Below are 17,308 nucleotides of genomic sequence, written 5' to 3'. Positions count from 1 at the left end.
GGCGGGTCGTCGCGGTCTCGGCAGGTCAGGCGGGTGCAATCTCCACGGCGATGCCGCTCAGCACCGCATTGCCGCTCAAAGGGTCCCGTGCCGCGTCGTCCAGCAGTTCGTTCATGTTGACGCCTGGCCGCTCGCGCGCCACGCCGAGTTGCACGCCGTCCAGGTCATGCCCCCAGCCATGCGGCAGGCTGACCACGCCGGGGCTCATGTCGGCGCTGCGCTCGACGCGCGCGATCAGCTCACCGACCGCGCTTTTGATCCGGGCAAACTCGGCCAGGCCCAGGCGATCCGCGTCACCCGGGTTGACCAGCAGCGTGCAGCGGTCCGGCCCCTTGGCCAGCACCGGCAGGTTGTGCATCCAGCTGTTGCCCGAGCGCGTGTCGCGCCGGCCGATGAGGCTGAACTCGGGGGCGGGCTCGGTCCGGACTGAGGTCAGGTCGGCCAGCACCGAGGGCGGTGCGAGTTCGATCCTGCCGCTGGGCGTGCGCAGGATCTCGGGGATGCGCGCGGTCAGCGCACCGAGGTCGATGCCACCGCCTTCGACGGTGCTGGCAGCCTTGACCTTGGCCAGGTTGATGCCATCGGGCTTGCGGCCGAACTGATCGCCATAGGGGCCGACGCGCAGCTGCAGGTCGATCAGCCGTTCGGGGCCGCGCCAGGGCTGCAGCGCGGCCAGCACTGCGGGCGTCTGGTCGCCGGCAAAGCGCTTCACATCGGATTCGATGGCGTCATCGTCGAGCTGGGCCACGTCGACTTCCAGGCCGCGGCCTTCGAGCAGGGCACACAGGCGCAGGATGGTCTGCCACTCCTGCGGCGTGCCGGCCGGCGCGTCGAACACCGGGCCGGAGAAGCGCGCATGGTTGCGATGGCTGAGCTGTGGGAAGGCGACGTCGAAGTGCAGGTCCTCCAGCGGCGACAGGCCGGGCAGGATGACGTCGGCATGGCGGCTGGTCTCGTTGACGTAGATGTCCAGGCTGAGCATGAAGTCCAGCTTCTCCAGCGCTTTGGCGATGCGCGGGCCGCCGGGGGCCGACAGCACCGGATTGCTCGCGATGCTGATCAGCGCCTTGATCTGGCCCTCGCCGGCGATCTCCATTTCCTCGGCCATCACGGTGATGGGCAGTTCGCCGAACACTTCCGGCGCACCAGATACGCGGCTCTTGCGCCGGCCCGTCGTGATGCCTTTGCCACTGCCCGGCTTGCCTTGGGTATTGGACGCGAAGGCGGCGGCCTTGGCGAACATCGCACCGCCTTCGCGGTCGAGGTTGCCGGTCAGCGCGTTGATGAGGTCGACCAGCCAGGAGTTGACCGTGCCGAAGCGCGTCGTGCAGGTGCCGATGCGGCCATAGACGGCGGCGCGCGGCGCGCTGGCGATCTCGCGGGCGATGCGACGCTGGACCTCGGCCGGGATGCCGCAGCCGGCGGCAGTGACCTCGGGTGCGAAGGGCAGCAGGGCGGCGCGTACTTCGTCCAGACCGTTGATGTGATCGGCCAGCCGCCCGAGCTTCACCAGGCCCTCGTCGAACAGCGTGTGGGCGATGCCGGCCAGCAGCAGCGCATCGCCGCCGGGCCGGATGGCCAGATGCTCGTCGGCCGCCGTGGCCGTCTCGCTGCGGCGCGGGTCGACGACGACGATGCGGCCGCCGCGCGCGCGCATGGCCTTGGCCTTGCCGCGGTAGTCGGGCACCGTCCACAGGCTGCCGTTGCTGATCATCGGGTTGCCACCGAGGATGAGCAGGTAGTCGCAGCGCTCGATGTCGGGCAGAGGAATGGACAGCCAGTGGCCGAACATCAGGCCGGCGCTGAGCTGCTTGGGCATCTGGTCCAGCGTCGATGCGCTGAAGGCATTGCGGGTGCCCAGTGCCCGCACCAGGCGCGGCGTGTAGGCCAGCAGGCTGACCTTGTGCGCGGCCGGGTTGCCGATGGTCAAGGCCACCGAATCCGGGCCGTGCTCACGCCAGATCGGCAGCAGGCGTTTTTCGATCTCGGCAAAGGCCTCGTCCCAGCTCGCCGGCACGAACTTGCCATCTCGCTTGATCAGCGGCGTGCGCAGGCGGTCGGGGTCCTCGTGCAGGTCCTTCAGGCTCACGCCCTTGGGGCAGAGATAGCCGTGACTGAAGACGTCGTTGTCGGCGCCGCGGATGCTGATGACCTTGGCACCTTCGGTTTTCACTTCCAGGCCGCAGCAGGCCTCGCACAGCGGGCAGATGCGGTAATGGCTTTCGGACATGGCACGTCTCCTGATCGATCTTTCGAACGATTGTGCGACGCCGAGCTTGAGGCCCGCGTCAACCGGGCGACATGACCCGAGAGGTCATTGACCTCGCTTCATGAGGCCGGCCAGACGATCTTGCGCCCGTCACTGCACCGCAGCGTGTAGACGCCGGCATCGACCCCGGCCCGCAGTTCCCGGATGTCCGGGTGCCCGCATGATCGCGGGGTGTCTATGGCGGTGACGCCGACCCAGACGTCGCGGCCGCTGGCCTTGGCGACGTACAGGCATTGGTCGGCCAGTGCCACGGTGTCGTTCCAGTCCGCCGGCGCCGCGCCCTGGGCATCCGGTTGCAGGGGGTGGCAGGCGTAGCCGATGGAGCAGGTCTTGCGCAGCACCTGGCCGTCGTCCAGCACGAAGTCGTGGGCGGCGATGCTGGCGCGCAGCCGCTCGGCCAGCACGTGGATCTCACCGGCATTGGCCTGGCGGGCGAAGACGAGGAACTCCTCGCCACCCCAGCGCACGAGGGTGTCGGACTCGCGCAGCTGTCGTTGCAGCACGGCGGCGCATTGCCTGAGCACCGCGTCGCCGGCCGCGTGGCCGTGCACGTCGTTGACGGCCTTGAAGTGATCGACGTCGATCATCATGAAGATGATGTCGGTGTTGGCCGGCCCGACGCCAGCGCCAGTGTTGGCACGCAGGCGCCGTGCTCGCGCCATGTCCTCCTGCACGTTGCTCACCAGGTGGCGGCGGTTGCGCAGGCCGGTCAGGGGGTCCGAGAACGCCATGTCGCGCATCGCCTGGTAGGCCCGCTTGACGTGATGGCGGCTGACGGCCGCGACGATGGCCGCCACCAGCCCGGCCACGGCGGCCAGCGCCAGCAGCCAGTGGAAGCGTTGCTGATACTGCTGCTCATGCTCCAGCGCTTGGATCTGACGCTGGCGCTTGTCGGCCTCATAGGCGGCCTGCGCCTGGGCGATGCGCTTGTGGTCGGCGGCCTTGCGCACCTCGTCGCTCAGGCGCTTGAACTGCATCGCCGCCTCGTAGGCTTGCGGGTAGTCGTGGGCGAAGGCCAGCTCCTCGGCCAGCAGGCCCTGGACGTCAGCCGCGTTGGCGGCCATGCCGGGTGTCGCGGTGAAGACGGCGATGGCCTTGCGTATCCAATCGAGGCCGCCGGGCCGCCCCAGCCGGTTCAGGGCAATGCCCTTGTTGACCCAGCAGATCCAAAGTGACTCCTTGTCGCCGCTGCGCTCCACGAGGGGCATGGCCTCCTCTGCATAGCTCAGCGCGGCGCGGTAGTCCTTCTTCTGCAGGGCGACGTCGGCCAGGTTGGTCGCTGCGACGGCGAGGTTGTAGTTCCTCAATTCGTCCCGCGCGGTGGCCCGGGCCTTGAGCAGCGCTTCATGCTGTTCGTCGGGGCGCCCGAGCAGGCCGAGAAAATAACCCTTGCGCAGGTAGTAGCTGGACAGGGCGGAGCGATCCCCTGCGGCCTCCGAGACGTCGATGGCGCGTTGCACCGTGCGCAACGCTTCGTCGACGCGACCGGAACGCGAATGCACGAGGGCCGTGTAGGTCAGCGCCTGCGCGAACTCGTAGACGGCGTCGGGGCGCTCATCGAGGATGCGCAAGGCCTGTGTCAGCAGTTCCGCGGCCTCGGGCAGCCGGCCGACGCCAAACGTGGCGATGCCGGCAAGCCGCCAGATGTCCGCCGCGATCAGGCGCGCTTCGGCATTCGCTGCGTCCCTCGCCAGCGCTGGCAGCCGGGGGGCGACGCTCTGGTAGCGCTTGAGCACGTCGTCGTGGCGGTGCGCATCCACCAGCGCCATCATCTCCAACCGGTCGAAATGCAGCCGTTCCTGCTCGTCGCGAGCTTCCCGCCGGCCGATGCCGGCCTGGGCGACGGCCTCCTCCGTCCGGTCCAGGCGGTCCAGGTCGCGCACCAGGCGCGTACGCAGCCAGCGGCGATCCTCGGGCGCCAACCCGGCTGCTGCGAGCGCCTGTTGGGCCAGTTCGATCGAAGCGGCAGGCCGCCGGCGGTCGTCCGAGGCGATCCTGGCCTTCAGCTCGGCGATGTCCAGGGCGGGCGCCCGGGCGCCGGGAGCGGAGGCCGCACTTGTCGCCGCAGCCGCCTGAGCCTGGCCGGCGACCGGCGTGCCGAAGGCTGCGCATCCGGCCAACAGGGCGGCCGCCAGCCGCGCAGCGCCTCGCATCGCAGTCCTTCTGATGCGAAACCGGTCCGTTCGAAGATTTCTTTGCGCCATAGCCTGGCGAATGCGCGCCCTCGATGCCGTGGGCAGCTCCGCTGGCCGAGTCTATGGTGGCCTCTGCCGCCGCGCGCCACTGCCGTTGCCTTTGGAAAAACGGATGCGTGCAGCTTTCCTCGCTCGGGGTGCTCCTGAGCTACCAGTTGCCGATGCTCGGGTTCACATAGCTGAACTCGTTGGGCACGCCGGTATCGAAGTTGGTGTACGAGAAGGACATGCTCATCTCCAGCGATGACACCTGGTGCCACCAGCCCAGCGGCAGGAAGAGGGTGTCGCCCGGTTCCAGCACCGTCTCCAGCACGACGGCCTCGCGCAGCCGCGGGTAGCGGGCGTAGTCGGGGGCATCCAGGTCGATGGGGCTGTAGACGCCCATGCGGTTGTAGAGCGCCGGCGTCTGCAGCGGCGACACGAAGCGCCAGCGTTTGCGGCCGACCACCTGGGTGTGGAAGAGCATCAGCGTGTCGTGATGCAGCGGCGTGCGCGTGCCCGCCGGGCCGAACCAGAAGGAGGCGGCCGTGTGCAGCAGCGCCGGATCGCAGATGGGCGGCATGCGGCCGATGTCCTGCAGCAGCGGCATGAACTCGGGCCGGCGCAGCATCTCGTCGTTGGCCGTCAGGTAATGGTCGTTGGTGGCGCCGCCGCTGACGACGAGATCGACGAACTGCGACACCTTCATGCGCTGTCGCAGCTTTTCCTTGTTCTGCTCGAACAGGGTGTCGGTGTTGCGGCCCACCTGCACGTCGACCTCCAGATGGCCGAAGCGCTGGCTCAGGTCGGCCGGCGACCAGCGGCGCATGGCCGGCCAGTCCTCGGCGATGTCCGTCAGCACGACGGGCCGGCAGCCGTAGACATAGCGTGCCAGGAACTCCTCGCGGCCCACGCCGCGGCGCTTCTCGACGACGGCGTAATTGGGGTCCTGCTGCCAGACCTTCTGCAGATTGCCGCAGACCGACTCCAGCTTGCGCAGCATCTGCTGGTGGCGGCGAGCGGCCTGGAAGACCGGGTCCTGGTCGATCTGGCCGATGGCGGCGGCGGCGGTCTCGGTGTCCTGGCCGGCGGTGACCATGGTGTCCAGCATGGAGGCGGGCGCGCAGTCCCAGAGCCGGTTGTCGGCCAGCCATTGCAGCCAGTCGGGCGTCAGGTCGAGCAGGGCTGCCGGCCGGGGCCGGGGCGGAGGCTTGATCGGAGAAAGCGTCATGGCGGCAAGGGTGGAAGCGGGCCAGCGAGCGGCATTGTGGGCCTGCTGCAACTGGTATTGCCGGGCGGAAGTTAGGGGCCCGCCCTGCCTTCCCGACGGGGACCACCTCTGGCGGCCGGCTGGTACGCGGCAGCTGTCGCGATCATGGCTTCAACCAGCGCTGCAGTTGATCCAGCACGGCGGCGTCGGTCTGCAGGCCCAGATGGCCCAGACCGGTGAAGAGGGCGGTGTCGGTGAAGGCGAGCCGGCGCGCCGGCGAACGGTGCTGGCCCAGCGCGCTGGCCACCGGCACCAGGCCGTCGCCGAGCCATCGAGCGGGTGAGCCGCTGGCGGACTTGGACGTGGTGGCCGCCACGGCGTAGCAGGCCACGCCTTCAGGCAGCGGCAAGGCGCTGGCCTTGCCGGCATCGGCTTCAAGCAGGCTGGCATGGCGCAGGTCACGGATGCCGGCACTGCGCCGCGCGGCCAGCAGGGACAGCGGGCGCGAGTAGGCGCTGATGTTGAGCAGCTGCTGCACCTGCTGGCCGCCGCGTTCCAGCGGCGCGCCCTGGTGCGGCGTGCCGAGCGTGACGAGGGCTTGCAGCCGCTTGGGCCAGCGCCGCCGCCCGGCCTGGGCAATGGCGCTGCGTGCCACCAGGCCGCCCATGCTGTGGCCGAGCAGCGTCAGCGGGCCGGGCACGTCGTCCATCAGCTTGGCCAGCTCGGCGCCGTTGCGCCAGATCGGTCGGCCGCTGTTGTAGCGCAGGCCCAGCGGCTGGTAGCCGAGTGCCGCGAGCGCGGCGGGGAAGTCGGCTCCGTCGCGGCGCCACTGCGCCTCGTTCATGCACAGGCCGTGCAGCATGATGAGGGCCGGTCCGGTCGCACCGTCCACCAGCGGGCGCAGGCTCATCGCCGTGGCCAGCGGGTTGAGGGTGTCTTCGAGGTAGTCGCCCAGTACGCCGTTCAATGCGGCCTGCGCGGCGTTGGCCCGATCGGCCTCGGCCTGGCCGAGCAGTGGGGTCAGGGCGCCCAGCGCGATGTCGAGGCCACCGCCCACCAAGCGGGTCACGCCGCGCACGCTGCGATAGACCAGGCCGGTGATGCCGGAGGTGCGTTCGCGTTGCTGGGTCAGCGGCAGCCGGGCGATCTCGGCGTGCATGGCCTCGACGAGATTGGTGACGCCGGTGGTGGCGTCGACGGCGAGGCGGCTGGCGCCGCGGAGAGTGTGCGCTGATTGCATGGGTGAATCATGCGTTGCTTTTGCGATGGGTGTGGCTGCTCGATGCATTGCCGGGAGTCCCGCCCGGCAGCGGGGTAACTTTCTTCTGCGGGGCCAGAAGAAAGTCACCAAAGAAGAGGCCCTGAACCGCACACGAGCACCACAGGCCATCGCTGCGCAAGCAACACAAAGACGGCGAGTGGGAAGACGCGACCCGCTGCGCTCTCGCTGCTGTCCCTGTGACCAGCACCATCCATCACACCACCTGCCCGCTTAGCGCGCGGCTGCACGCCGGGCTCACCAGAACAGCCAATGCAGCGTCGCTCGGGCGACGCGATCACTGCCAGCACCTCGGAGGCGTCGCCCCAGCGACGCTGTATTCATTGATAAGCCCGGCGTGCAGCCGGCGTTAAGCGGCGTGAAGGGGCGAGCTCTGGTGCTCGTCATAGGGACAGCAGCGAGAGCGCAGCGGGTCGCTTCTTCCCGCAATGTCAGCGCACGTTTTCGCGCGCCGCTCATGGCGGCGTCGCGATGGTGTGCGGTTCAGGGCCTCTTCTTTGGTGACTTTCTTCTGGCCCCGCAGAAGAAAGTTACCCGGCCGCCGGGACGGACCCCCGGCAATGCATCGAGCAGACGCGCTCTCCGCAAAAGCAACCCACCCCACCCTCACATCTGCCGAAACAGATGCGCACAGCTCTCCGCCACCAACAGCATCTCCGCTCCATGCTTCAACTTGATCTGCATCCTTCCCCGAAAGTCCCGGCTGACCGTGGCAATCGAGTTCACATTGACCAGCGTCGAGCGGTGGATCTGCCAGAACTGCTGCGGGTCGAGCTCGTCGATGAGCTCCTTCAGCGGCTTGCGGATCAAGGCCTCGCCGTCCTTCAGCCCCAGCCGCGTGTACTTGTTGTCGCTCTGGAAGAACATGACCTCGTCGACCGTGATGAGGCGCAGCGTCTGGCCCACCGAGGCGTTGATCCAGCGAAGCGGTGCGCGCGCGGCAGACGGTGTGGCGGCGGGGCGAGCGACAAGCTCGTCGAGCACGCCACCGAGCTGGGCCGGTGCCTGCCCCAGCCGCGCCTTCAACCGCGAGATGGCCGTGAACAGGCGCGCGCCGGCCAGCGGCTTGAGCAGGTAGTCGACGGCGCCCTGGTCGAAGGCGGCGATGGCGTACTGGTCATAGGCCGTCACGAAGACGACATGGGCACGGCCATTGACCTGGCGGGCCACGTCGATGCCGGTGGCGCCGGGCATCTCGATGTCGAGGAAAAGAATGTCGGGCTGGTGCCGGTCCAGCAGGCGCAAGGCCTCCAGGCCATCGGCAGCTTCGCCGACGATGCTGAGTTCGGGCCAGAGCTTGCCGAGCTGCTCGACGAGTTCGCCACGCAGCGCGGCTTCGTCCTCGGCAACGACGGCGGTGGGGGCAAACAGGCTCATGCAGAAAGTTCTAAGGTGAATTCGGTGCGGCCATTGCCACTCGTGCAGACAAGTTTCGCGCCAAGCACCGCCAGGCGCTCGCGCAGCGAGGTGAGGTCGGCGTCATCGCTGCACAGGCCCTCCTGGTCGAAGCCCAGCGTGATGCTGCCATTGACGCTGAGCCAGCAGCGGCTTGGGTGGCCCAGCCGCACCGCACGCTGTACCAGGGGCAGCAGCAGCATCGGTGGCAGCTGGGTCGCGCCGCGCGGGCCGAGTTCGCAGTCGAAGGCGGGCGGGTCGCCGTTGAGATCGCGCAGAAGGTCAAGGTAGCTGGCGATCAACTCGGCCTCGCTGCCCAGCGTGGCGCCGGCGTCGCGAAGCCGCGGCAGGGCCACGCGAAGATGGCGGATCAACCGCTCCAGCCGCGCGCTGGCGGTCGGGTCCTCGCGGCCGTAGGCCTGCTCGACGGAGACGAGGGCGTCGAACAGCAGGGCCGGGTCGACCTGGGCCTGCAGGGCGGCCAGGCGCGAGGCCAGCGCGTGGCGGCGCAACTGGCTGTGCTCGCGCAGCAGGTCCTGGGCGGCCTGGTCCTGGCGGCGGCGCAGCGTGCGGAACTCCAGCACGCCGACGATCATCAGTGCCGGCATGAAGACCCACAGCGTGTCGCCGATGACGGCGTTGACGCGGAACATCGTGCACTTCATCTTGCCGTGGGTCTGGGCATAGATGTCGCACAGCGACGGCCAGGGCAGGGCGGCTGCCAGCGGGTAGATGACGGCCATGGCCAGCACGGAGCCCAGCAAGGTGGCTGCCACGAGGCGCTGGCGGCGCGCCGGGTGGATGGGGCTGCTGCGCGCGGCCGGCAGCCAGCACAGCAGCAGCACGGCGCAGCTGACCAGGGGCAGGCTGAGCTGGCGGGCCAGCACCTGGGGCAGTTGGTCGCCGACGCGCAGTTCCAGCAGCGAGGTCAGGTCGATGGCGCCGAACAGCAGGGCCGCGCTGACGAAGACCAGGGCCTCGTTCAGGCTCAGGGAGCGCCAGGACTGCAGCACATGACGCAATGCATTCATACCAGAGCTTCTGCCGGCAGATGAACGCGGGCCACGACGCCGCGCGGCTGGACGGCTTCCAGAGCCAGCGTGGCCATGTCGCCAAAACGCGCGGCAAGCCGTGCGCGCGTGTTGGCCAGGCCGACGCCGGCGCCGCCGCTGGCCGTGCCGAAGCCCTGGCCGTTGTCGGCCACCTCGACGGTCAGGCCGCCATCGGCCGCGTGTGCAGCGCGGATCTCGATGCGCCCGCCTTCGGGCAGCGGCGACAGGCCGTGCTTGATGGCGTTCTCCACCAGCGTCGGCAGCACCAGCGTCGGCAGGCGGGCCGTCAACAGCTCGGGCGGCGCGCTGATGTCGAAGGACAGGCGCTCGCCCATGCGCATCTGCAGGATGGCGAGGTAATGGCGCACCAGCTCCAGCTCTTCGGCCAGCGTGGACTCATGCCGGCGCATGCCGGGCAGGGCAGCGCGCAGGTAGGCGATCAGGGCCACCAGCATGTTGCGGCCACGCTCGGGCTGGGTCTCGTACAGGCGCTTGACGTTGGCCAACGTGTTGAACAGGAAGTGGGGCTCGATCTGGGCATTCAGCGCCGACAGCTGGGCCTCGGTCTGCTGCGTCTTGAGCGCCTCGCGCTCGCGGAACAGCCGGGTCAGCTCGTCGCGGCCCTGGCGCTGGGCGCGGCTGACGAGCAGCAGCGCATAGGCGATACCGCCGAGCAGGGCCCACAGCAAGACGGTGGACATCACCCAGGCGGGCTTGACCTTGTTGCCGGGATCGCCCATCGACGAGACTGCATAGCGCAGCCAGGTGCCGAGGGCCGCGCCGAAACCGACGGCGCCGGCCTGCACCGTCAGCGCGGCAGGCAGCTTCCAGTGCCGGCCGGCCAGCAGCGCTTCGGCCAGGGCCACCATCAGCAGCAGGGAGATGCCGGTCAGCAGGCATTGGCGGCTGAAACGGATCAGGTCGAAGAGGGCGTCGTCCAGGCCACCGTCTCCTTCGCCGAACCAGGTCAGCGCGCGCGAAATGGCGTAGAACAGGCAGAAGTAGTAGACGCCCGCCAGCATGCGCAGATTGCAGACGCGGCGAAAGGCTTGCAGCGGGCTGAGGTCCTCCATTCGGGCGATTCTCGGTGGGCCATCGCCGCCCGGTGTGGGATGCGACGAACTGCCCTCAGGGGCTGCCGGCCGCGGCAATCAGCGCCTTGAGTTCCCGCTCCGATGCCGATGGATCGCCGAGGTTCACTTCGATGAGGCGGCGCAGATGGGTGATGGACTCGATGTCGATGCTGCGGCACAGCACGCCGGCATGGCTGCCCTCGACATGGGCCAGCTCGCCCGCCATCGAGATGACGATGTCTCCCGGGGCGCCGGCGCCGAGGGGGAGCTTGACGAGGCAGGGCATGCCGACCTGCGGCGGGTGACCGGCCGGCAGTTGCAGCAGCACGCCCTTGAGGGAAATATCCAGCACCTGGCAGCGCAGGTGTTCCTGGGTCGTGATCAGCTCGGCGCCCGAGGCGAAGGCGACGCGGGTGAATTGGCGGCGTTCGGTGCTGATGATGGTCTCCCTGATCGGGCGAGCCCGGGCGAATGGGTTCGGCCGATCCTAGATGAAAGGTTCCAGCGCAGCACTGCTGCTGAAGACGGTGCTGTGCTCCACCGCCTGCTGCAGCCGCTCCGGCGCCAGCGAGGCCAGGCCCATGGCTTCCAGCATGAACCAGGCGGCGCGCAGCAGGGCGACGATTTCGTCGCGGGTGCCGTCGATTTCGACCGGGGAGTCATCCCAGCCGCGCTCCTGCTGGGCCTGGCGTGGCGCGACCACGGCGGGCCGGTGCGCCCGCGCGATGCGGGCCAGCAGCTCGCGGGTGTCGACCGTTGCGCTGGGGGCATCAATGAGCCTGACCAGATCACCGAGCTGCTGCTCGGCCGCGGCGGCCAGCAGCCGGGCGGCCTGGTCGGCCCCGCCCGCCAGATAGAGGCCGGCGGCAAGGTCGGCGTATTCGAGGGCGGCGGACAGCCGCTGGAGGTCGGGGTTGGACGACATGATCGTCGAGTCTAGGTTGTGTGAAGGGGCAACGGGCGGCCAAACTTCACGCTGTTTTGTTTATGCTGGCCCCTCCAATGAGGGCCTCAAGGAGAGCTGCCGTGATCGATCGTCGCCAGCATCTGCAACACCTCGCCGCCCTGGCATCTGCTGCGGCTGTGCCTGCTTTTGCCGCGGATGACAAGGACGGCACCTATGACGAGGAGTCCGTCCTCAAGGCTGCCACCGATTTCTTCGGCCAGACGACGGAGGGCCTGGCCAAGGTCATCGAGAAAGCCTTCAAGGAGCAGGGGCGGCCCAATGCCTACATCAAGGGCGAGGAAGCTGCCGCCGCCATCACCGTGGGCCTGCGCTATGGCGACGGCGAGTTGCTGATGAAGGGCGGCGGCGCGTCCAGGGTCTACTGGGCCGGCCCGTCCATCGGCTTCGACCTGGGCGCCAATGCGTCCAAGGTCTTCACGCTGGTCTACAAGCTGCCCAAGGCCAGCGCGATCTACCAGCGCTTTCCCGGTGTGGACGGCAGCCTTTACTACATCGGCGGCGCCGGCATCAATTACCAGCGCCTGAATGGCATCACGCTGGCGCCCATCCGCCTGGGCGTGGGCCTGCGCGCCGGGGCCAGCGTCGGCTACATCCACTACCGGCGCGAGAAGAGCATCAACCCGTTCTGAAGCGGCTGCGCCGACAGGCGTAGACTGTATTTTTGTACAGCATTGTCCGGGGCCAACGTGAGCACCACCACCCATCTTTCAGTGCAGGACATTTCCAGCGAAGTCCTGATCGAGAAATACGCCAAGGGCGGCGAGCAGACGCCCGACGAGCTGCGCGAACGTGTCGCCCGCGCGCTGGCCGAGGCCGAGAAACCCGCCGACCGCGCGCGCTGGACAGCCGCCTTCCTCGATGCGCAAAAGCGCGGCTTCGTGCCCGCCGGCCGCATCATGTCCGCCGCCGGCACCGAGCTGTCGGCCACCCTCATCAATTGCTTCGTGCAGCCGGTGGGCGACTCCATCGCCACGCCCGAGGACGGCGTGCCCGGCATCTACACCGCGCTGACCGAAGCCGCCGAGACCATGCGCCGCGGCGGTGGCGTCGGCTACGACTTCAGCCGCATCCGGCCGATGGGCGCCTGGGTGGGTTCCACGCGCAGCCATGCCTCCGGGCCCATCAGCTACATGCGCGTCTTCGACCGCAGCTGCGAGACGGTGGAGAGCGCCGGCAGCCGCCGCGGCGCGCAGATGGGCGTGCTGCGCTGCGACCACCCCGACATCGAAGCCTTCATCCACGCCAAGGACCAGGGCGACCTGCGCAACTTCAACATCTCCATCGGCGTGACCGACGCCTTCATGGAGGCCGTGCAGGCGGATGGCACCGTGGAGCTGGCGCACAAGGCCCAGCCCAGCGCCGAACAGATCGAGGCTGGCGCCTACCAGCGCGGCGACGGCCAGTGGGTCTACCGCAAGGTGCGCGCCCGCGAGCTGTGGGACCAGGTCATGCGCTCCACCTACGACCATGCCGAGCCCGGTGTGCTCTTCCTGGATCGCATCAATGCCGACAACAACCTGCATTACTGCGAGACGATTGCGGCGACCAACCCATGCGGAGAGCAGCCACTTCCTTCCTACGGCTGCTGCTGCCTCGGTTCCATCGACCTGACGCGCTTTGTGCGCGACCCCTTCAGCGCCAAGCCCGCGTTTGATGAAGCCGGTTTTGCCGACGTCGTCGCCGTGGCCACGCGCATGCTCGACAACGTGCTCGACGTGACGCCGTGGCCGCTGCCCGCGCAAGCCGCAGAGGCATCCAACAAGCGCCGCGTCGGCCTGGGGTTCACGGGCCTGGGCGACGCCCTCGTCATGCTGAACCTGCGCTACGACACGCCCGAAGCGCGTGACATGGCCAGCCACGTCAGCGAGCTCATGCGCGACGCGGCCTACTCGGCCTCCAGCGACATCGCCGCCGAGCGAGGCAGCTTCCCGCTGTTCAATGCCGACTTGTATCTCTCCGGCGGCAGCTTCGCGTCGCGCCTGCCGCAGGGGCTGAAGGACAAGATCCGTTCGCAGGGGCTGCGCAACTCCCACCTGCTGTCCATCGCGCCCACCGGCACCATCAGCCTGGCCTTTGCCGACAACGCCAGCAACGGCATCGAGCCGGCCTTCTCCTGGACCTACACGCGCAAGAAGCGCCTGCCGCAGACGGAGGGTGGCGGCTTCAAGGAATACGCCGTCGAGGACCATGCCTGGCGCTTGTATAGGCATCTGTTCGGTGCCGATGCGCCACTGAGCGACGCCTTCGTCACCGCGCTGGAGCTGAGCGCGGCCGACCACGCATCGATGGTCGCGGCCGTCGCGCCCTATATCGACACGTCCATCAGCAAGACGGTCAATGTGCCGGCAGACTATCCGTACGAGGACTTCCAGAACCTCTACATCCAGGCCTGGCAAACCAAGCTCAAGGGCCTGGCCACGTATCGGCCCAACAGCGTGCTGGGTTCGGTGCTGTCGGTCACGCCCGAGGTTAAGCAGCCCGAGCCATTGCGAGCCGACGTCGGCGGCGCCAACCAGCGCCTGCGCGTGGAGCGACTGCCCAATGCGGTGGTGGCCTCGCTGCGCTGGCCCAGCCGCCCCGACATGCCTGGCGGCAACCCGGCCTGGAGCTATCTGATCCAGCACCCGCACGGCGACTTCGCCCTCTTCATCGGCGAGCTGCCGCTGGAGGGGCCTGACGCCGGCCTGTTCGGCCGCAACCTGCCCTTTGAGGTCTGGGTCAACGGCGCCGAGCAACCGCGTGGCCTGTCGGCTCTGGCCAAGACGCTGTCCATGGACCTGCGCACCAACGACGCCGCCTGGCTGCGCCTCAAGCTCGATGCGCTCGCGACAGTCGCCGAGGAGCGCGCCTTCGAGATGCCCATGCCGCCCAGCGGCGAGAAGCGACTCTTCCCCGGCGTCGTCGCCGCAACGGCGGCCGTCATCCGCTGGCGCTGCGAGCAGCTCGGCGCGTTGGCCGAAGGCGGCGCCACGCCCGTGGTGGACGCCATGTTCAGCCGCAACGAGCCGCGCACCGGCGTGTCTGGCACGCTGGCCTGGGCAGTCGACGTGGACAACCCGGCCACCAACGAGCAGTTCACGCTGACGCTGAAGGAAGTGGTGCTGCCCACGCCCGAAGGCGGCTCGGTCATGCGCCCCTGCGCGATGGGTTTCTCGGGCAACTACCCCAAGGCGCTGGATGGCCTGGCCCGACTGCTGTCGCTGGACATGCGTGTCATGGACCCTGGCTGGATCGCGATGAAGCTGCGCAAGCTGCTCAACGTCGGCGAGCCGCTCGGCCACTTCATGGCCCCGGTGCCGTCACTCAATGGCGAACGCCGCCAGCAGGTCTGGCCGTCGACGGTGGCCTATGTGGCCCGCCTCGTCATCCATCGCTACGCCATGCTCGGCATCCTCGACGAAGCCGGCCAGCCACTGAGCGACATGGGCCTGCTGCAGACGCCCGCACCCAAGCTCGCGGCGGCCGCCGGCACGCTGCAGGTCCAGGCCGGCAAGCCCTGCCCAGAGTGCGGCAACGCGACCATGATCCACAAGGATGGTTGCGATTTCTGCACGGCTTGTGGGTATGTGGGGCAGTGCGGGTGAGAGTGCGCGCTGCACCAATTTGTGAAAGTACCCGCGGGCCATGAGGTTGCCGGCGAAGGCAGTCGCTGGCTCGAGGCGCCGGGAGGTCTCGCATTCTCGAGAGCGCCTCGAGGAATATGGGCGGGCGGCCGCAAAGCTCGTGGCCGCGGAGATGGTCTCGCCGACCCGGCCAGCCCGCCGAATCGTCAAGGAATAGCGGCTTCAGGCGCCCGTGCCGGGCGCTTCGGTTTGCCAACAGGGAATCAATGGAGTTACCTCGCCTCAATTTACGAGCCCTTGCAGTCGGGCTCATCAGCATGCTCGCCTTGGACGTCGTCTCGGGCTTTGCCGTCCTTGCTCTTTGGCCAGGCAGTGTTTCGACGTCGGCTGACGTCGCGGCGCTTGCCGCCCAACCCGAGTACTTGGCAGTTGTCTTTGTGCTCGGGACGTTGACGACTGCCATGGGTGGCGCAATCTGCGCCCGCCTGGCTCCAACCGTGCCGTACTGGCACGCAGCTGCGTTCGGCGTACTGAGCATTGCCACCGGCTTGCTGCTCTCCGACGCGGCGCAGTCGGCTTGGTTCACGGCGCTGGCGACCCTCGTCACCATCCCCGCGGCCATTTATGGGGCCTGGGCAGGCCTCAAGGCACGCCGGTAAACGGAAGGAGACTATCCCGGCGGCTGGATCAAGTTCACCGCCACCGGCTGCCGCCCATCCAGCACATCCGTCGTGACCTCCCGCAGCACCACGGCGCCATGCTGTTTGCGCCAGCTGTCCCAGAGATGGGCCGCGTCGGCATCGATGCTGGGCGGCCCGTTGAGCGCATAGGTGCGGCCCGTCTTGGTGGTCACTTCATCGGTGTCGATGTGCACAAAGGCCACGGCCGACGAGACCTTGGCGCAGTGCTCGTCCTCGATGTAGCCGACGAGATGCCAGGTGGGGGCGTCGTAGCTGGGCACCTGCACCTCCCAGGCCCGCCAGCGGACCAGCACGATGCGCGGCTCCTGGGAGAAGGGCGTGGAGATCCAGAAGCCGCTCATGGGCGTGCCGGCAGTGGTGGTTGCGTGCGAGTGGTGGCCGCCGGCGCCAGTCGGCGCGTTCTACGGCGCTGTTCAATGGCGCGACGCCACAGCGGCCTCGGCGCCGCGTGCGACCGGAGCAACTCGGAGCCGAGGTTGTCGAACCAATTCGGCACGTTCAGTCGGAAGGGGGTTCTCATGCCTGAGACCTGCACTGCTCAACCTTGAGCGCCCCTCAACAATGTCCTCAGCGCCAGCGCGTGGCTGTAGGACGTTGAGCCGCTTACATACCGGCGGGCCGGCAACGGGGTAGTCCGAACTGCCGGTGCACCCCTGGTGCGCTACCGCACCGACACGACCGCATCGCGTGGCTACCTTGTGCTGGAGCACCTCCCGGTGTGGTCTGTCGCAAAGGAATCTTCATGTCTTCACGCTCAACAGCGCTGGCCCTGTGCTTGCCCATGCTGGCGTTGCTGCTGGGCGGTTGCCAGCGCAATGAACCACCGCCCACGGTCATCGTCGCCCCCGGCCCTGCGGGCGAACCGGGGCCGCCCGGGGCCACCGGCGCCACGGGCGAGGCCGGCAAAGCAGGCGCCGCCGCCGTTGTCGTCGTGACACCCGCCGCTTCGGCGGCGTCGGCATGAATCAGGCCGAGCGCCTTCGCTCAAGGAGAACGTCATGAGCATCTCAACCATTCTTTTGATCGTGCTGATCCTGCTGCTGGTCGGCGCCTTTCCGACCTGGCCGCACAGCCGCAGTTGGGGCTATATGCCCTCGGGCGGCATCGGCTTGCTGCTGTTGATCCTCATCGTGCTCTGGCTGATGGGCCGGCTGTAGGCGCGCCTCATGCCTTCCACGCTTCAGGTCGTGTCCCTGAAGGGCGTTTGCGGCACTGACGGTTGCAGCGTGATGCAGTTGTTGACGCCGGCAAGACCGGGCAGATGGCGCACGCAGTTGACCGCGTCCTGGCGCTGGCAGTGCCAGCGCACTTCACCCGATAAGGTCAGCCAGCCGGCTTCAACGCTGGCCCGGACCGTCCCCGGGGGCAGAGACGGGTTCCACGTCAATGCCGCCTGCGCCATGTAAGCGAGATCGGCATCGCTGGGTGCGGGCATCGCGGGCGGACGGCGCTGTGGCTCTGCTTTCATGGTGGCCTTTGCTGCAAGGGCACTGGGAGCTTGGGCGTGCACGCCGCGGCGGGTCTGTGCGGCAGCGCACGCGGCCCGGTACGCGGCGTGTGCGTTGCCGCACAGTCAAGCGCGCGCGGCCGCCCTAAGGTCTGGGCAGTCCTGGCCAGAAATCCTT

The 17,308-nt window shown here is 68.5% G+C and carries 16 protein-coding genes; 5 read left to right on the top strand and 11 right to left on the bottom strand.

Annotated features, from left to right (window positions below; translation table 11 throughout):
• Nucleotides 1-25: 25 nt before the first annotated feature.
• The 9 genes from ACXJKM_RS03980 to ACXJKM_RS03940 all read right to left on the bottom strand — a co-directional run bounded on the left by ACXJKM_RS03980 (nt 26) and on the right by ACXJKM_RS03940 (nt 11,377).
• Entirely contained in the window at nt 26-2,230 is a 2,205-nt protein-coding gene (locus ACXJKM_RS03980) for a molybdopterin-dependent oxidoreductase (RefSeq protein ID WP_457350389.1), read from the bottom strand.
• A gap of 98 nt (nt 2,231-2,328) precedes the next feature.
• Nucleotides 2,329-4,422, bottom strand: a complete 2,094-nt coding sequence (locus ACXJKM_RS03975; RefSeq protein ID WP_457350387.1) for a diguanylate cyclase — start codon at nt 4,420-4,422, stop codon at nt 2,329-2,331.
• A gap of 190 nt (nt 4,423-4,612) precedes the next feature.
• Entirely contained in the window at nt 4,613-5,674 is a 1,062-nt protein-coding gene (locus ACXJKM_RS03970; RefSeq protein ID WP_056194500.1) for a cupin-like domain-containing protein, read from the bottom strand.
• A 142-nt stretch (nt 5,675-5,816) separates the two neighbouring features.
• On the bottom strand, nt 5,817-6,893 hold the full coding sequence (locus tag ACXJKM_RS03965) for a lipase family alpha/beta hydrolase (RefSeq protein ID WP_082532506.1): 1,077 nt from the start codon (nt 6,891-6,893) through the stop codon (nt 5,817-5,819).
• Between the two features lie 645 nt (nt 6,894-7,538).
• Nucleotides 7,539-8,309 (bottom strand): LytR/AlgR family response regulator transcription factor, encoded by a 771-nt coding sequence (locus ACXJKM_RS03960; protein ID WP_056202566.1) that lies wholly within the window; start codon nt 8,307-8,309, stop codon nt 7,539-7,541.
• On the bottom strand, nt 8,306-9,358 hold the full coding sequence (locus ACXJKM_RS03955) for a sensor histidine kinase (RefSeq protein ID WP_457350384.1): 1,053 nt from the start codon (nt 9,356-9,358) through the stop codon (nt 8,306-8,308). Before ACXJKM_RS03955 ends, ACXJKM_RS03960 begins: the two co-directional genes overlap by 4 nt.
• Nucleotides 9,355-10,452, bottom strand: a complete 1,098-nt coding sequence (locus tag ACXJKM_RS03950) for a sensor histidine kinase (RefSeq protein ID WP_457350382.1) — start codon at nt 10,450-10,452, stop codon at nt 9,355-9,357. The genes ACXJKM_RS03955 and ACXJKM_RS03950 overlap by 4 nt, the downstream gene beginning before the upstream one ends.
• A gap of 55 nt (nt 10,453-10,507) precedes the next feature.
• The gene (locus tag ACXJKM_RS03945) at nt 10,508-10,891 is read right to left on the bottom strand and encodes a PilZ domain-containing protein (protein ID WP_056202573.1); all 384 of its coding nucleotides are present in this window, start codon (nt 10,889-10,891) and stop codon (nt 10,508-10,510) included.
• 48 nt (nt 10,892-10,939) lie between these two features.
• A complete protein-coding gene (locus tag ACXJKM_RS03940; RefSeq protein ID WP_056202576.1) occupies nt 10,940-11,377 on the bottom strand; it encodes a hypothetical protein in 438 nt (145 codons plus the stop codon).
• 101 nt (nt 11,378-11,478) lie between these two features.
• Between ACXJKM_RS03940 and ACXJKM_RS03935 the strand changes: the two genes are divergently transcribed.
• From ACXJKM_RS03935 to ACXJKM_RS03925, 3 genes are all read left to right on the top strand, one after another.
• Nucleotides 11,479-12,048 (top strand): DUF1134 domain-containing protein, encoded by a 570-nt coding sequence (locus tag ACXJKM_RS03935; protein ID WP_235532072.1) that lies wholly within the window; start codon nt 11,479-11,481, stop codon nt 12,046-12,048.
• A gap of 57 nt (nt 12,049-12,105) precedes the next feature.
• Nucleotides 12,106-15,003 carry an adenosylcobalamin-dependent ribonucleoside-diphosphate reductase gene (locus ACXJKM_RS03930; protein WP_457350380.1) on the top strand — a complete coding sequence of 966 codons (2,898 nt, stop codon included), beginning with the start codon at nt 12,106-12,108 and terminating at the stop codon, nt 15,001-15,003.
• Nucleotides 15,004-15,299: 296 nt separating this feature from the next.
• Nucleotides 15,300-15,641, top strand: coding sequence for a hypothetical protein (locus ACXJKM_RS03925; RefSeq protein ID WP_457350378.1), 342 nt, complete (start codon nt 15,300-15,302; stop codon nt 15,639-15,641).
• 11 nt (nt 15,642-15,652) lie between these two features.
• Here ACXJKM_RS03925 and ACXJKM_RS03920 read toward each other — a convergent pair whose 3' ends face one another.
• The gene (locus tag ACXJKM_RS03920; RefSeq protein ID WP_457324155.1) at nt 15,653-16,024 is read right to left on the bottom strand and encodes a hypothetical protein; all 372 of its coding nucleotides are present in this window, start codon (nt 16,022-16,024) and stop codon (nt 15,653-15,655) included.
• 401 nt (nt 16,025-16,425) lie between these two features.
• Between ACXJKM_RS03920 and ACXJKM_RS03915 the strand changes: the two genes are divergently transcribed.
• Nucleotides 16,426-16,647, top strand: coding sequence for a hypothetical protein (locus ACXJKM_RS03915; RefSeq protein ID WP_457350376.1), 222 nt, complete (start codon nt 16,426-16,428; stop codon nt 16,645-16,647).
• 34 nt (nt 16,648-16,681) lie between these two features.
• Complete coding sequence (locus tag ACXJKM_RS03910) at nt 16,682-16,840, top strand: DUF3309 family protein (protein ID WP_082532942.1); 159 nt, start codon at nt 16,682-16,684, stop codon at nt 16,838-16,840.
• Between the two features lie 23 nt (nt 16,841-16,863).
• On the opposite strand, the gene ACXJKM_RS03905 is transcribed toward ACXJKM_RS03910, so the two are convergent.
• Nucleotides 16,864-17,151 (bottom strand): BON domain-containing protein, encoded by a 288-nt coding sequence (locus ACXJKM_RS03905; RefSeq protein WP_457350374.1) that lies wholly within the window; start codon nt 17,149-17,151, stop codon nt 16,864-16,866.
• Nucleotides 17,152-17,308: the final 157 nt, after the last annotated feature.

This window comes from Roseateles sp. P5_D6 (genome assembly GCF_054049415.1).
This window is presented reverse-complemented; position numbering and strand designations above follow the sequence as displayed.

Bases quoted from the DNA above. Each gene is read 5' to 3' on its own strand.
- ACXJKM_RS03960 (WP_056202566.1), bottom strand. From the start codon at position 8,309: ATGAGCCTGTTTGCCCCCACCGCCGTCGTTGCCGAGGACGAAGCCGCG.
- ACXJKM_RS03980 (WP_457350389.1), bottom strand. From the start codon at position 2,230: ATGTCCGAAAGCCATTACCGCATCTGCCCGCTGTGCGAGGCCTGCTGC.
- ACXJKM_RS03970 (WP_056194500.1), bottom strand. From the start codon at position 5,674: ATGACGCTTTCTCCGATCAAGCCTCCGCCCCGGCCCCGGCCGGCAGCC.
- ACXJKM_RS03910 (WP_082532942.1), top strand. From the start codon at position 16,682: ATGAGCATCTCAACCATTCTTTTGATCGTGCTGATCCTGCTGCTGGTC.
- ACXJKM_RS03940 (WP_056202576.1), bottom strand. From the start codon at position 11,377: ATGTCGTCCAACCCCGACCTCCAGCGGCTGTCCGCCGCCCTCGAATAC.
- ACXJKM_RS03915 (WP_457350376.1), top strand. From the start codon at position 16,426: ATGTCTTCACGCTCAACAGCGCTGGCCCTGTGCTTGCCCATGCTGGCG.
- ACXJKM_RS03925 (WP_457350378.1), top strand. From the start codon at position 15,300: ATGCTCGCCTTGGACGTCGTCTCGGGCTTTGCCGTCCTTGCTCTTTGG.
- ACXJKM_RS03975 (WP_457350387.1), bottom strand. From the start codon at position 4,422: ATGCGAGGCGCTGCGCGGCTGGCGGCCGCCCTGTTGGCCGGATGCGCA.
- ACXJKM_RS03965 (WP_082532506.1), bottom strand. From the start codon at position 6,893: ATGCAATCAGCGCACACTCTCCGCGGCGCCAGCCGCCTCGCCGTCGAC.
- ACXJKM_RS03955 (WP_457350384.1), bottom strand. From the start codon at position 9,358: ATGAATGCATTGCGTCATGTGCTGCAGTCCTGGCGCTCCCTGAGCCTG.
- ACXJKM_RS03905 (WP_457350374.1), bottom strand. From the start codon at position 17,151: ATGAAAGCAGAGCCACAGCGCCGTCCGCCCGCGATGCCCGCACCCAGC.
- ACXJKM_RS03950 (WP_457350382.1), bottom strand. From the start codon at position 10,452: ATGGAGGACCTCAGCCCGCTGCAAGCCTTTCGCCGCGTCTGCAATCTG.
- ACXJKM_RS03920 (WP_457324155.1), bottom strand. From the start codon at position 16,024: ATGAGCGGCTTCTGGATCTCCACGCCCTTCTCCCAGGAGCCGCGCATC.